The sequence below is a fragment of the Arenimonas sp. genome (assembly GCF_035312645.1).
Classification (GTDB): Bacteria; Pseudomonadota; Gammaproteobacteria; order Xanthomonadales; family Xanthomonadaceae; genus Arenimonas.
On record NZ_DATGBO010000090.1, the window covers coordinates 17,027 to 28,630 of the forward strand.

Annotated in this window: 15 protein-coding genes; 4 read left to right on the forward strand and 11 right to left on the reverse strand. The window is 64.4% G+C overall.

Annotated features, from left to right (window positions below; translation table 11 throughout):
- Positions 1–167: 167 nt before the first annotated feature.
- Positions 168–926: an SDR family NAD(P)-dependent oxidoreductase gene (locus VKM35_RS08380; protein ID WP_324320330.1), complete on the reverse strand. Its 759-nt coding sequence runs from the start codon at positions 924–926 to the stop codon at positions 168–170.
- Complete coding sequence (gene grxD, locus VKM35_RS08385; protein WP_324320332.1) at positions 923–1,252, reverse strand: Grx4 family monothiol glutaredoxin; 330 nt, start codon at positions 1,250–1,252, stop codon at positions 923–925. Before grxD ends, VKM35_RS08380 begins: the two co-directional genes overlap by 4 nt.
- Before the next feature lie 91 nt (positions 1,253–1,343).
- On the opposite strand from grxD, the gene VKM35_RS08390 reads away from it, so the two are divergent.
- Positions 1,344–1,922 (forward strand): superoxide dismutase, encoded by a 579-nt coding sequence (locus VKM35_RS08390; RefSeq protein ID WP_324320334.1) that lies wholly within the window; start codon positions 1,344–1,346, stop codon positions 1,920–1,922.
- A gap of 670 nt (positions 1,923–2,592) precedes the next feature.
- Here VKM35_RS08390 and VKM35_RS08395 read toward each other — a convergent pair.
- Complete coding sequence (locus VKM35_RS08395) at positions 2,593–3,735, reverse strand: 5-(carboxyamino)imidazole ribonucleotide synthase (RefSeq protein ID WP_324320336.1); 1,143 nt, start codon at positions 3,733–3,735, stop codon at positions 2,593–2,595.
- On the reverse strand, positions 3,732–4,241 hold the full coding sequence (gene purE / locus VKM35_RS08400; RefSeq protein ID WP_324320338.1) for a 5-(carboxyamino)imidazole ribonucleotide mutase: 510 nt from the start codon (positions 4,239–4,241) through the stop codon (positions 3,732–3,734). Before purE ends, VKM35_RS08395 begins: the two co-directional genes overlap by 4 nt.
- Before the next feature lie 115 nt (positions 4,242–4,356).
- Here purE and VKM35_RS08405 point away from each other — a divergent pair, with 115 nt between their 5' ends.
- Together VKM35_RS08405 and nadC are read left to right on the forward strand one after the other, a co-directional pair.
- Positions 4,357–4,623: a Trm112 family protein gene (locus VKM35_RS08405; protein WP_324320340.1), complete on the forward strand. Its 267-nt coding sequence runs from the start codon at positions 4,357–4,359 to the stop codon at positions 4,621–4,623.
- Positions 4,620–5,474 carry a carboxylating nicotinate-nucleotide diphosphorylase gene (gene nadC, locus VKM35_RS08410; protein ID WP_324320342.1) on the forward strand — a complete coding sequence of 285 codons (855 nt, stop codon included), beginning with the start codon at positions 4,620–4,622 and terminating at the stop codon, positions 5,472–5,474. The genes VKM35_RS08405 and nadC overlap by 4 nt, the downstream gene beginning before the upstream one ends.
- Positions 5,475–5,729: 255 nt before the next feature.
- Here nadC and VKM35_RS08415 read toward each other — a convergent pair whose 3' ends face one another.
- Positions 5,730–6,530: an FHA domain-containing protein gene (locus VKM35_RS08415; RefSeq protein ID WP_324320344.1), complete on the reverse strand. Its 801-nt coding sequence runs from the start codon at positions 6,528–6,530 to the stop codon at positions 5,730–5,732.
- 127 nt (positions 6,531–6,657) lie between these two features.
- Between VKM35_RS08415 and VKM35_RS08420 the strand changes: the two genes are divergently transcribed.
- Positions 6,658–7,008: a DUF3301 domain-containing protein gene (locus VKM35_RS08420; protein WP_324320347.1), complete on the forward strand. Its 351-nt coding sequence runs from the start codon at positions 6,658–6,660 to the stop codon at positions 7,006–7,008.
- Positions 7,009–7,032: 24 nt separating this feature from the next.
- On the opposite strand, the gene VKM35_RS08425 is transcribed toward VKM35_RS08420, so the two are convergent.
- The 6 genes from VKM35_RS08425 to VKM35_RS08450 all read right to left on the reverse strand — a co-directional run.
- A complete protein-coding gene (locus tag VKM35_RS08425; RefSeq protein WP_324320349.1) occupies positions 7,033–7,440 on the reverse strand; it encodes a ClpXP protease specificity-enhancing factor in 408 nt (135 codons plus the stop codon).
- A 14-nt stretch (positions 7,441–7,454) separates the two neighbouring features.
- Positions 7,455–8,090: a glutathione S-transferase N-terminal domain-containing protein gene (locus VKM35_RS08430; RefSeq protein WP_324320351.1), complete on the reverse strand. Its 636-nt coding sequence runs from the start codon at positions 8,088–8,090 to the stop codon at positions 7,455–7,457.
- Between the two features lie 154 nt (positions 8,091–8,244).
- The gene (locus tag VKM35_RS08435) at positions 8,245–9,042 is read right to left on the reverse strand and encodes a cytochrome c1 (protein WP_324320353.1); all 798 of its coding nucleotides are present in this window, start codon (positions 9,040–9,042) and stop codon (positions 8,245–8,247) included.
- Entirely contained in the window at positions 9,035–10,300 is a 1,266-nt protein-coding gene (locus VKM35_RS08440; RefSeq protein WP_414636600.1) for a cytochrome b, read from the reverse strand. The genes VKM35_RS08435 and VKM35_RS08440 overlap by 8 nt, the downstream gene beginning before the upstream one ends.
- Positions 10,297–10,902, reverse strand: coding sequence for a ubiquinol-cytochrome c reductase iron-sulfur subunit (petA, locus tag VKM35_RS08445; RefSeq protein ID WP_324320357.1), 606 nt, complete (start codon positions 10,900–10,902; stop codon positions 10,297–10,299). Before petA ends, VKM35_RS08440 begins: the two co-directional genes overlap by 4 nt.
- Before the next feature lie 109 nt (positions 10,903–11,011).
- On the reverse strand, positions 11,012–11,604 hold a 593-nt coding region (locus tag VKM35_RS08450), incomplete at its 5' end, for a lytic transglycosylase domain-containing protein (RefSeq protein WP_324320359.1).

Genomic DNA, 11,604 nt, shown 5'->3' on the forward strand with positions numbered 1-11,604 from the left:
TATCCATAAGGACGATCCGGCGGGGTCGGTCGTCGTCCCCGCGTGGGCGGGGAGCCAGTGTCTTTGATTGTGGCCATGAAAGACACCGGACCGGCACCCTCGTTGGCACGACGGATGGCTTGCTTCTGGATCGGTGAATCTCTGCGCCAGCGCGACGCGCGGATTTTTCAGGCGCTCGGAGCCCAATCGGCCCGCGGCGCGAACACCTGTCCGCGCTGATCACTGCCAGCCGCCGACAGCAAATGCACGCAGGCTGGCGCATAGGCACTCGCCGGCGGGCAACGGGTCGCCGCTTCCTCGACGAAGGCGCGGTTGCGGATCGCCGTGCGCATCGGCCCGGGTTCCAGTGCGCTGACCCGGACCGGGCCGTGATCGGTTTCGTCGTGCAACATCCGCATCATGCCGACGAGTCCGGCCTTGGCCACGCCATACGCACCCCAGTAGGCACGATTGACCCGGGCGAGATCATCGCTGACGAAAACCACTGCGCTGTCCGCCGATTTGCCCAGCCAGGGCAGGCAGGCCTGCGTCAACAGCCAGGGCGCAGTGATATTGACGTGCAGGTGGCGCAGAAAATCCGCGGGCGGCGTCGCCTGCAACGGACGCAAGCCGGTGAATTCCACCGCGCAATGCAACAGGCCATCGAGGCTGCCGAGGTCCGCGCCGATCTTGTCGGCCATCGCCTCGTAATCAGCGGGATCGGCGCCGGCCATGTCCAGCGGATACAGCGCAGGCTCTGGGCCGATCGTCTTGATCGCGTCGTAAACGCGGTTGAGCTTGGGCACTTTCCGGCCAAGCAACACGACCGTCGCGCCGGCCTGGGCGCAGGCCTTGGCGGCAGCTTCGCCGAGACCGCCGTACGCACCGGTCACCAGGATCACCCGGCCGGCCAGCGCCTGTGCCGGCGGGGTTGGAACACCGGTCATGCCGGCTTTTGCGCCTCGGCGACCATACGTGCGAGCTCGCCGCTTTCGAACAACTCGACGGTGATGTCGCAGCCGCCAATCAATTCACCGTTGATGAAAAGCTGCGGAAATGTCGGCCAATCGGAATAACGCGGCAGGTTGGCGCGGATCTCGGCGTCCTCGAGCACGTTCACCGTGTGCAAGTGCGCGCCGGCGGATTTGAGCGCCTGGCTGGCGCGACTGGAAAAACCGCACATCGGAAATTGCGCGGTGCCTTTCATGAAGAGGACGATCGGATGCGCCTCGACCTCTGCTTTGATGCGGTCCATGACCGGATTGCTCGCCATTGCCTTGCTCCATTCACGACGCGGGAACAGTCTGTCCGCGCATTCAAGCTAGAATTATAGCTTCCCTGACCCGCCACCGCCGGAGATCCCCATGGCCATCGAACTGCCTGCCCTGCCCTACGACCGCACCGCCCTGGAACCGCATATCTCCGGCGAAACCATCGATTTCCATTACGGCAAGCACCATCAGGCTTACGTCACCAATCTCAACAACATGATCAAGGGTACCGAGTTCGAAAACCTCGACCTCGAAGCGATCATCCGCAAGGCCCAGGGCGGCATGTTCAACAACGCCGCGCAGATCTGGAACCACACGTTCTACTGGAACTGCCTCAAGCCCAACGGCGGCGGCGAGCCGACCGGCAAGCTGGCTGACGCGATCAACGCGGCGTTCGGCTCGTTCGCGACATTCAAGGAAGAGTTCACCAAGACCTCGGTCGGCACCTTCGGCTCGGGCTGGGGCTGGCTGGTGCAGCGTCCGGACGGCTCGTTGGCTCTCGCCAGCACGCCCAACGCCGCCACGCCGCTGACCGGTGCCGACAAACCGCTGCTCACCTGCGACGTCTGGGAACACGCTTACTACATCGACTACCGCAACGCCCGCCCGAAATACGTCGAGGCATTCTGGAACCTGGTCAACTGGGATTTCGTCGCTTCGCAGATGGCGTAAAGCCCTCCGCAGATCGCATCGTCATCGTCATCAAAAAAAACGGCCGGGGAACCCTGGCCGTTTTTGTTTTCCTGCCGGTCGTTTACAAGTCTCGTCTTCGCATTCGCGCTGCTGGAACCCACGCTGCGAACATGCAGCTTCTTGTAGGAGCGAGCCTGCTCGCGACCATGCCTACCCCGAAGCGGTGTCCTCCCAAAAACCACCTGCTTGCCGAAAGGAGGCGCCGAAAATCTCGCCTCCGCACTCGCGCCTCCGAAGCCCACGATCCGACTGATGCCGGTTCGGTCAGCACCTCCTGTGCTGACTCACCGTCGCAGGCCATCCCTGGCCTGCTCACAGCCTCCTCATGGGTTTCGGAGGCTCTCCGGAATTTCGTCGCAACTCGACGAAAAGCTATTCGCTTTTTTGGGTCAAATACATTTCCACTTCAGAGCGACGCCGTGGTCGATGGAGTGTGTCCGTGAGCGGGCCAAGGATGGCCCGCGACGGTGAGTCGGCACAGGACGTGTCGACCGAACCGGCACGGATTCCCCATCGGCCGCGGCGTCGCGGGTACGGAGGCGAGATTGCCAAAGAACAAACCCGATCGCGGCACCCAAGCGACCTGGGGCGGACATCGCTTCCAGGCACGCATGGTCGCCAGCAAGCTGGCTCCTGCGGATGACGCGGGTCAGCCGCCGAGGCGTGCGATGACGGGCGCGACCTGTGCTTCGCGATCCAGCGCACGGCCGGCGCGTTGCAGCGCGTCGCTCAGAGCCGCGAGGGAATCGGCGCGGAACGTCGCATGCCCGACCTTGCGGCCCTCACGCGACGACTTGCCGTAGTCGTGCCAATGCCCGCAATCGTTGGTGAGCACGCCCGCTGCTGACGGCAGCGTACCGATCCAGTTGAGCATGCAGGCATGGCCGAGCATGCGCGTGCTGCCCAGCGGCAGGCCGAGTACGGCACGCAGATGATTCTGGAATTGCGACGTCTCCGCGCCTTCGATCGTCCAGTGACCGGAGTTGTGCACTCGCGGTGCCATCTCGTTGGCCAGCAATTCGCCGTCCTTGAGAAAAAGTTCCAGTGCAAACACGCCGACATAGTCCAGCGCCTCGGCAACACGCCGCGCATGCGCGACTGCTTTTTCCGCGAGATCATCGGCCAGCGTCGCCGGCGCCAGGCTCGCGGAAAGAATGCCGCTTTCATGCCAGTTTTCAGTGAGCGGCCAGGTGCGGAACTCGCCGTCACGACCGCGCACCGCGATCACCGACACCTCGCGCTGGAACGGCACGAAGTCTTCGAGGATCAAGCCGACGGTCGCGGCCTGCGCGCCGAGTGCCGCCCACGCGGCATCGACATCGGCCAATGTCTTGATACGGAACTGGCCCTTGCCGTCGTAACCGAGGCGACGGGTTTTCAGGATCGCCGGCACGCCGATGCGGATCAGCGCCTGATCGAGATCGGCGCGCGATCCGATGTCGGCGAAATCCGGCACCGGAATGTCGAGTTCGCGGAACAGACTTTTTTCCGCCAAACGATCCTGCGCCACGGAAAGTGCGCGCGGATTTGGAAACACCGGCACGCGTTCGGCCAGCCAGCGCGCCGATTCCGCCGGCACGTTCTCGAAATCGAAGGTCGCGACATCAACGCGTTGAGCGAACTCAGCCAACCCAGCCTGATCGCGATAATCGGCCTGCAGCAGCGGCGCGAACTGCGCGGCACAAGCATCGCTGGTGGAATCGAGCACGAGAAAGCGCAGGCCCAGCGGGGCACCGGAAAGCGCCAGCATGCGGGCCAGTTGCCCGCCGCCAAGAATGCCGACCGTGGTCATGCCGTTCTCGGATCCGCGTGATCGAGTACGTCCTGGGTCTGCTGCGCCCGGAAGGCAGCCAGCGCGGCGCGCACATCGGCATGATCGAAGGCCAACATCGCGGCGGCGAACAAACCGGCATTGGCGGCGCCCGCCGCGCCGATCGCGAACGTCGCGACCGGAACACCGGCCGGCATCTGCGCGATCGACAGCAGCGAATCGAGACCGTTGAGCGCCTTGCTCTGCACCGGTACTCCGAGCACCGGCACGGAGGTTTTCGCCGCGAGCATGCCCGGCAAATGCGCTGCGCCGCCGGCACCGGCGATGATCGCGCGCAGGCCGCGCGCGGCGGCTGATTCGGCGTACTGGAAAAGCAGGTCGGGCGTGCGATGCGCCGACACCACCTGGACTTCATGCGCGATGCCGAGTTGCTCGAGCCGCGCGACCGCGTGTTGCATCGTGTCCCAGTCGCTGCGGGACCCCATCACCACACCCACCAGGGGCGAAGACGCAGCGTGCTTGCTCATGGCTTGGGCTTTTGGCAACCGAAGGGAGTGAGTGTTCGGCGAAGCCGGCCCCGGGGGCGAGCAACGCAGCGCGAGTAAAAGCTATTCTAGACGCTTCTCCCGGCCGGTACGACCCATGGACCGCAAGCTGCTCGACATCCTCTGCTGCCCCAGCAGCAAGCAACCCCTGGCTCAGCTCAACAGCGCCGAACTCGACCTGCTCAACCGCGCCATCATCGCTGGCGGCATTTCCCGCAGCGACGGCAGCCGCCAGGCCGACACGCTCAAGGAAGGCCTGATCACCCGCGACCACAAACTGGTCTACCGCGTCGACGACGGCATTCCCGTGCTGCTTTCCGATGAAGCGATCAACACCAGCCAGATCGCCGATTTCCCGCGATGAGCGAGCGTATTCCCGTTCCACCGGAGTCGGTGATCGAAGCCGACGTCGCGCGCGCACTGGCCGAAGATCTCGGCAGCGGCGACGTCACCGCAGCCTTGCTACCCGACGTCGCCGAGCATGGCTACGTGATCGCCAAGGAAGCCGGCGTAATCGCCGGCCGTCCCTGGTTCGACGCCTGTTTCCGCGCGCTGGATCCTTTCGTGCGGATCGACTGGCGCATCAGCGAAGGCGATCGGGTTGCCGCCGGCGACGTGCTCTGCACATTCAGCGGCCGCTCGCGCGCGCTGGTAAGCGCCGAACGCTGCGCGCTGAATTTTCTGCAGACGCTGTCGGGCACCGCGACCCGCACCGGCGAATTCGTCGCCGAGCTCGCCGGCTCGCGCACGCGCGTGCTCGACACCCGCAAGACCCTGCCCGGCCTGCGTATCGCGCAGAAATACGCGGTGCGTGTTGGCGGCGGCGTCAATCACCGGATCGGTTTGTTCGATGCGGTGATGCTCAAGGAAAACCACGTCCACGCCGCCGGTTCGATCGCTGCGGCGGCCGCACAGGCGAAGGAAAGATTTCCGGACTTGCCGCTGATCATCGAAGTCGAAAACCTCGACGAATTGCGCCAGGCGCTGGCGACGCGGTGCACGCGCATCCTGGTCGACGAATTCAGTCTCGCCGACCTGCAAGAAGCGGTGAAGATCGCCGCCGGGAAAATTCCGCTGGAAGTTTCCGGCGGCGTCGAGTTCGCCCGCCTGCGTGAGATCGCCGGCACCGGCGTCGATTACGTTTCAGTGGGCGCACTGACCAAGCACGTGCACGCGATCGACCTGTCGATGCGGCTGGGCGATCCGCCCTGCTAGATTTTCTTGCCTGTGGGAGCGGGCATGGCCGCGATTGTTTCGCCTTGCCCTGTTTCAAAATAGAAACAACCCGCGTGCCATCAATTTACAGCCGGTCATCCCCGCGAAGGCGGAGATCCAGTGTCTTTGTTGTTCAACAAATTCAAGTCGCTGGATCCCCGCCTTCGCGGGGATGACGATGACCACAACTCGGCGCGAACGATATCGAGACAGGCCCAGGCAAAAGCGTCGCGGCCATGCCAGCTTCCACGACACTCAGTGCTTGACGATCATCAACCCGATCATAAGCAGCGCGGCGACGGCCAGCATGATCATCGCCCAGGTCTGCATCTTGTTGGTGTTGGACGTGCGCCCGACCACCGTCGCCGCAGCCTGACGGCCTGCCTGCGGGGAACGCGCAGCCATTTCCATGCCCGGCGCGACCAGGATGAAACGCACCGCATCCAGGCGCAGCTCGTCGCCGGGATTGAGGAAGCCGTGCTGCACTCGCTTGTTGTTGATGTAGGTGCCGTTGGACGAACCCAGGTCCTCGACCGACAAACCTTCCGCGGTCGGCTTCACCATTGCGTGGCGGCGGGAAATTTCATCGGCGGGCACGGAGATGTCGCACTCGGCGGCGCGGCCGATCACGACCGGGCCGGTCACCGGAAACACCTTGCTGAACACTGCGCCGGAAACACCGCGCAGAACATATTTCGGCACCGCCATGCGTACCCGCGTCGCGCCGGAATCTTCATCCGGTGAGCCTGCGGAAGGCGCGCTGCGCGCCGCTTCGACGATGGCGTACTTGGCGACGACGACCGGGCCGATGCCGATGCTGTCGCCGGCACGCAGGGACATGATGTCGGTGACCGGCTTGCCATTGACCGTGACCGGACCGCCCTCGACACCGACCTGGAGGTTGGCGCCGGTGCTGGTGATGTGGATCTCGCAGTGATGCGGCAGGATGCCGTCCTGGGTCAGAACGGCTGCACTGTCCGGGTCGGAACCGATGCGGTTGACGCCGGGACTCAGCAAAACCTGACTGTGCTCACCATTCGGAAAAACCAGTTTCATCTTCGCCCTCCTGCGAAAAGCTGGCCGCCCCATCGGACGGCCCGGCAGGTATCTTAGCCATGAACTGCACGAATAGGTCAGCGCTATCGAACTTGTCGTCGCCCATCCTCGCCCCCAGACTGCCTGAATGACCTGGTTGATGATCCTTTTGCTTGTCGCGGCACCGGCGCTGGCCTATTGGTCGGCGGGCCGCGCTGCTGCCGAACGCGCCACCGAACTCGGCCGGCTCGCCTGTCAACGCGCTGGCGTGCAGTGGCTCGATCAAAGCGTGCACCTGGTGCGGATCCGCCCGCGCCGCCGCAGCGACGGCTGGTTGGGCTGGGAGCGGCAATTTCGTTTCGAATATTCCGCCGGCGGTGACGATCGCCATGCAGGATTGGTGACTTTGCAGGGTCGCGCCCTGATCGCCCTGGTCGGGCCGATGATCGCCGAACACGATCCGGACGATGTGGTGGTCGCGCTGCCGCGCCTGCATTGATCAGCGCAGGACCGGCGCGAACGCCTACTTCACCACGCGCAAATGCCCGCCGCGTTTGGGGCCGTCGCTGACCGGCCCGGGGGTGTCGTCATCGGGACCATCGCCGTCAGAGGGCATCTGGGCACCATCCTCGGGCAGCATCATGCCCTGCCCGGTTTCCTGCGCGTAAATGGCCAGCACCGCGGGGATCGGCACGATCACCGATTGGCTGACACCGCCGAAGCGCGCCATGAAACGGATGTCGCGATTGCCCATGTCGAGCTGCGCCACCGCGCGCGCGGCGATGTTGAGCACGACGCGGCCGTCCTTGATCGTCGACTGCGGCACCTGCACGCCTTCCTGGCCGGCATCGACCAGCAGGTAGGGCGTCATGTCGTTGTCACCAATCCACTCGTAAAGCGCCCGCAGCAGATACGGGCGGTTGGAACTCATGGCCGCCGGCTCGCTCACGCAGGCAACTCGCGCAGCTGTTTTTCCTCGTTGGTCATGCTGCGCAGGAATCCGGGATTGCGGAAGATGCGCTGACCGTAGTCCTCGATGAGCTTGGCTTCCTTGGGCAGCACCACGCCCAGCGACGGCAGCCGCCAGATGATCGGCGCGACCGCGCAATCGGCCAGACTCATTTCCGAATTGAGGAAGAACTTCGAGGCCTTGAACAAGGGCAGCGCACCGAGCAGCAATTCCTTGAGGCGCTTGCGGCCGGCTTCTGCCTGGACCTTGCTGCCGTTCTGGATCGCCTGCACATGCGGCACCCATTCCAGCTCCAGGCGCAGCATCGCCAGGCGCAGACGCGCGCGCGACAGCGGGTCCACCGGCATCAGCGGCGGATGCGGATAGCGCTCGTCGAGGTATTCGCTGACCACCGAGGCGGCGTAAAGCACCAGGTCGCGATCGACCAAGGTCGGTACCGAGTGATAGGGGTTGAGATCGAGCAGGTCCTCGGGCGGATTGGCCGGATCGACGTTCACCAGCTCGTAGCTGACGCCCTTGGCCGCCAACACCAGCCGCACGCGATGGCAGACGACGCAGTCGGAGGCGGAGAACAGGGTCAGGGCATTGCGGATACGCGGGCTTGCAGCCATCGACGAACACCTCGGGAGAACGCCGCCAGCCCCCTGCCTTAGGTCGTTCGAACCCTAACCCTGCCCGAAATGGCCGCTTTGTGGCAAGCCCTGCCCACAAGGAAAAGGCCGCCCTGGGGCGGCCTTTGTCCGGGCTTGCGACGCAGTCGGCGCTTTAGTGCACGTCGCGCCAGTATTCGCTCTTGAGCAGATAGGCCAGGAAGGTGAAGAAGGCCAGGAACAGCACCACCCACGCGCCCATCGATTCGCGCTGCAACGCGGCCGGCTCGCCGACATAGGCCAGGAAGGCGCTGATATCGCGGGCGGCGCGGTCGTACTGCTCGGGAGTCATCGTGCCCTTCTGCCCTTCCGGAATCACGAAGCCCTTGATGCACTGGCCCTGGTATTCGCCCATTTCGCAGGGCTCGGCCTCACCGCTGGCGCTCTTTTTCTTGGGTTCGGTGACCGCGTGCTGCTGGCCCTGCAGTTCCCAGAGCACATGCGGCATCGAGGCGCCCTTGTAGACGGCGTTGTTCCAGCCCAGCGGGCGGGACTCGTCGACATAGAAGGACTTCAGGTAGTTGTAGATCCAGTCAGCGCCCTGCGCCTTGGCGCGGGCTTCCACACTCAGGTCGGGCGGCGCCTTGCCGAACCAGGCCAGGCCGTCGCCGGGCGCCATGCTGGTGCGGATGTTCTCGCCGAACTTGGCGTTGGAATAGATCAGGTTCTGCTCGACCTGCTCCTGGCTCAGGCCCAGGTCTTCGGCCACGCGCGAGTAACGCTGGTAGTTGAGCGAATGGCAGCCCGAGCAATAGCTCATGTACAGGCCGGCACCGCGCTGCAGCGCCGCCTTGTCGTTGAGGTCGATCTGCGCGGAAGCCATTTCCGGGCCTTCCGACGCCCAGCTGAGCGCGGGCGCGAGCAGCAGGCCCAGCACGATGGCCTTGATAAAGGCAGGACGGAACTTAGTCATGCATGGTCACCCGCTCGGGCACCGCCTTGAACTGGCCCATCCGGCTCCAGAAAGGCATGGTGATGAAGAAGAGGAAGTAGAACGCAGTCAGGCAGCGCGCGATCAGCGTCTGCGTGGTGCCGCCGGCCTGCATGCCCAGCCAGCCCAGTGTGATGAAGGCCACGCAGAAGATCGCGATCAGCAGCTTGTGCAGCATCGGCCGGTAACGGATCGACTTGACCGGGCTGCGGTCGAGCCACGGCAGCAGGAACAGGATCATGGTCGCGCCGCCCATCACCATCACACCGATGATCTTGTTGGGCACCGCACGCAACATCGCGTAGTACGGCGTGAAGTACCAGACCGGCTTGATGTGTTCCGGCGTCACCAGCGGATTGGCCAGCACGAAGTTGTCGTGCTCCAGGAACAGGCCGCCCATGGTCGGGATGAAGAAGATGATGAAGGCCGCGATCAGCAGGAAGAAGCCGGTGCCGAACAGGTCCTTGACCGTGTAGTACGGATGGAAGGCGATGCCGTCCAGCGGGATGCCGGTGGCCTTGTCCTTGACCTTCTTGATGTCGACGCCGTCGGGATTGTTCGATCCGACTTCATGCAGCGCGCCCAGGTGCAGCACCACCAGCAGCAGGATCACCAGCGGCAGCGCGATCACGTGCAGGGCGAAGAAGCGGTTGAGCGTCGCGTCGGAAACCAGATAGTCGCCGCGGATCCACTCGGTGATCGGAAAGTCGATGCCGATCGAACGCAGCACCGGCTCGAACGCGCCGAACAGGTTGATGATCACCTGCGCGCCCCAGTAGCTCATCTGGCCCCACGGCAGCACGTAGCCCATGAAGGCTTCGGCCATCAGCGTGAGGAAGATCAGCATGCCCAGCACCCAGACCAGCTCGCGCGGCTTCTGGTACGAGCCGTACAGCAGGCCGCGGAACATGTGCAGGTAGACGACGATGAAGAACAGCGAGGCACCCGTGGAGTGCATGTAGCGGATCAGCCAGCCGCCGGACACGTCACGCATGATGTATTCGACCGAGGCGAAGGCTTCCGCCGCGCTCGGCTTGTAGTTCATGGTGAGGAAGATGCCGGTGACGATCTGGTTGACCAGAACCAGCAGGGCGAGCGAGCCGAAGTAGTACCAGAGATTGAAGTTCTTCGGAGCGTAGTACTCCGACATGTGCTTCTTGTAGGCGGGCACCAGCGCCGGGGCGCGTTCGTTGACCCATCCGGCGACGCCGGTCACGGCGCGTTCGATGACATTCATCAGCCGGCTCCCTGCGGTGCGACGCCCACGGTGATGTGCGTGTCATCAATGAAGTGGTAAGGCGGGATCTCGAGGTTCGATGGCGCCGGGACGCCTTGGAACACGCGGCCAGCGAGATCGAAACGCGACTGGTGGCAGGGGCAGTAGAAGCCGCCTTTCCAGTCGGCGTCGTAGGGCTGCGGCGCCATTTCCGGCACGTAACCCGGCGAGCAGCCCAGGTGGGTGCAGATGCCGACGATGACGGCGATCTCGGGCTTGATGGCGCGGCTTTCGTTCTTGGCGAAGGCCGGCGTCTGGTCGGCATTGTCGGACGCGGGGTCCTTCAGGCGGTTGTCGAGCGTGGGCAGGCCCTTGAGCTGCTCGGGACTGCGCTTGAAGATCCAGACCGGCTTGCCGCGCCACTGCACGATCATGCGCATGCCCGGCTCGTTGTCGATCTTGCTGATGTCCACGTCGACCGGCGCACCGGCCACCTGGGCGCGGGCACTGGGTTTCCAGGACGTGATGAACGGTACCGCCGCGAAACCCACGCCGACCGCACCGACCACTGCCGTGGTGGCAGTCAGGAAGCGGCGGCGACCCAGATTGGCTTCATCGTTAGCCATTCGGCTCTCCGAGAATTAGCTGTGAAGATGGCGGATGCGGGCGAAACCCCCATCCAAAGACGCGCAATTGTAGCGGATGCCTGAAGCGCGCCACAACGGACAGGGCGGCTCAGCGCGTCGCCAGGGCACTGCGGTAGCGATCGGCGAGCTGGCCCACGCGCGCCACGTAGCGCTGGGTCTCGGCATACGGGGGCACGCCGCCGTTGCGATCGACCGCTCCCTCGCCGGCGTTGTAGGCCGCAGCGACCAGGGTGAGGTTGGAGCTGTAGCGTTTCATCAGCCACGCCAGGTATTGCACGCCGCCGCTGATGTTCTGCGCCGGATCGTAGGCATCGGTGACGCCGAAGCGCGCGGCAGTCGATGGGATCAACTGCATCAGGCCCTGGGCATTCTTGGCCGAGCGGGCATTGGCGCGATACGCCGATTCGGCGTGGATGATCGCGCGCACCACCGCTTCCTCGACGCCGTATTGCGACGCCGCCGCGCTTATTTCCGCGCCATAGGCAGTCGTGTTCAAGCGCAGCGTATTGAAGTTGATGTTCGGCGCGACCGCGCAGGCGTAACAGGTTTCCATCGCGAAGATCGGAAACTCGGTGCGCGTCACCGTGAGGTTGGCGATGCCTTTGGGACGACGGCTGCTGAAGTTGCGCACGCCGTTGGCGTCGACGAAGGAATACGTCGTCGATGCGCCCATGCCCAGGA

What these genes read in the sequence shown, in the direction of transcription:
- VKM35_RS08380 (WP_324320330.1), bottom strand. Translation starts at nt 926, where the DNA reads ATGACCGGTGTTCCAACCCCGCCGGCACAGGCGCTGGCCGGCCGGGTG.
- grxD (WP_324320332.1), bottom strand. Translation starts at nt 1,252, where the DNA reads ATGGCGAGCAATCCGGTCATGGACCGCATCAAAGCAGAGGTCGAGGCG.
- VKM35_RS08390 (WP_324320334.1), top strand. Translation starts at nt 1,344, where the DNA reads ATGGCCATCGAACTGCCTGCCCTGCCCTACGACCGCACCGCCCTGGAA.
- VKM35_RS08395 (WP_324320336.1), bottom strand. Translation starts at nt 3,735, where the DNA reads ATGACCACGGTCGGCATTCTTGGCGGCGGGCAACTGGCCCGCATGCTG.
- purE (WP_324320338.1), bottom strand. Translation starts at nt 4,241, where the DNA reads ATGAGCAAGCACGCTGCGTCTTCGCCCCTGGTGGGTGTGGTGATGGGG.
- VKM35_RS08405 (WP_324320340.1), top strand. Translation starts at nt 4,357, where the DNA reads ATGGACCGCAAGCTGCTCGACATCCTCTGCTGCCCCAGCAGCAAGCAA.
- nadC (WP_324320342.1), top strand. Translation starts at nt 4,620, where the DNA reads ATGAGCGAGCGTATTCCCGTTCCACCGGAGTCGGTGATCGAAGCCGAC.
- VKM35_RS08415 (WP_324320344.1), bottom strand. Translation starts at nt 6,530, where the DNA reads ATGAAACTGGTTTTTCCGAATGGTGAGCACAGTCAGGTTTTGCTGAGT.
- VKM35_RS08420 (WP_324320347.1), top strand. Translation starts at nt 6,658, where the DNA reads ATGACCTGGTTGATGATCCTTTTGCTTGTCGCGGCACCGGCGCTGGCC.
- VKM35_RS08425 (WP_324320349.1), bottom strand. Translation starts at nt 7,440, where the DNA reads ATGAGTTCCAACCGCCCGTATCTGCTGCGGGCGCTTTACGAGTGGATT.
- VKM35_RS08430 (WP_324320351.1), bottom strand. Translation starts at nt 8,090, where the DNA reads ATGGCTGCAAGCCCGCGTATCCGCAATGCCCTGACCCTGTTCTCCGCC.
- VKM35_RS08435 (WP_324320353.1), bottom strand. Translation starts at nt 9,042, where the DNA reads ATGACTAAGTTCCGTCCTGCCTTTATCAAGGCCATCGTGCTGGGCCTG.
- petA (WP_324320357.1), bottom strand. Translation starts at nt 10,902, where the DNA reads ATGGCTAACGATGAAGCCAATCTGGGTCGCCGCCGCTTCCTGACTGCC.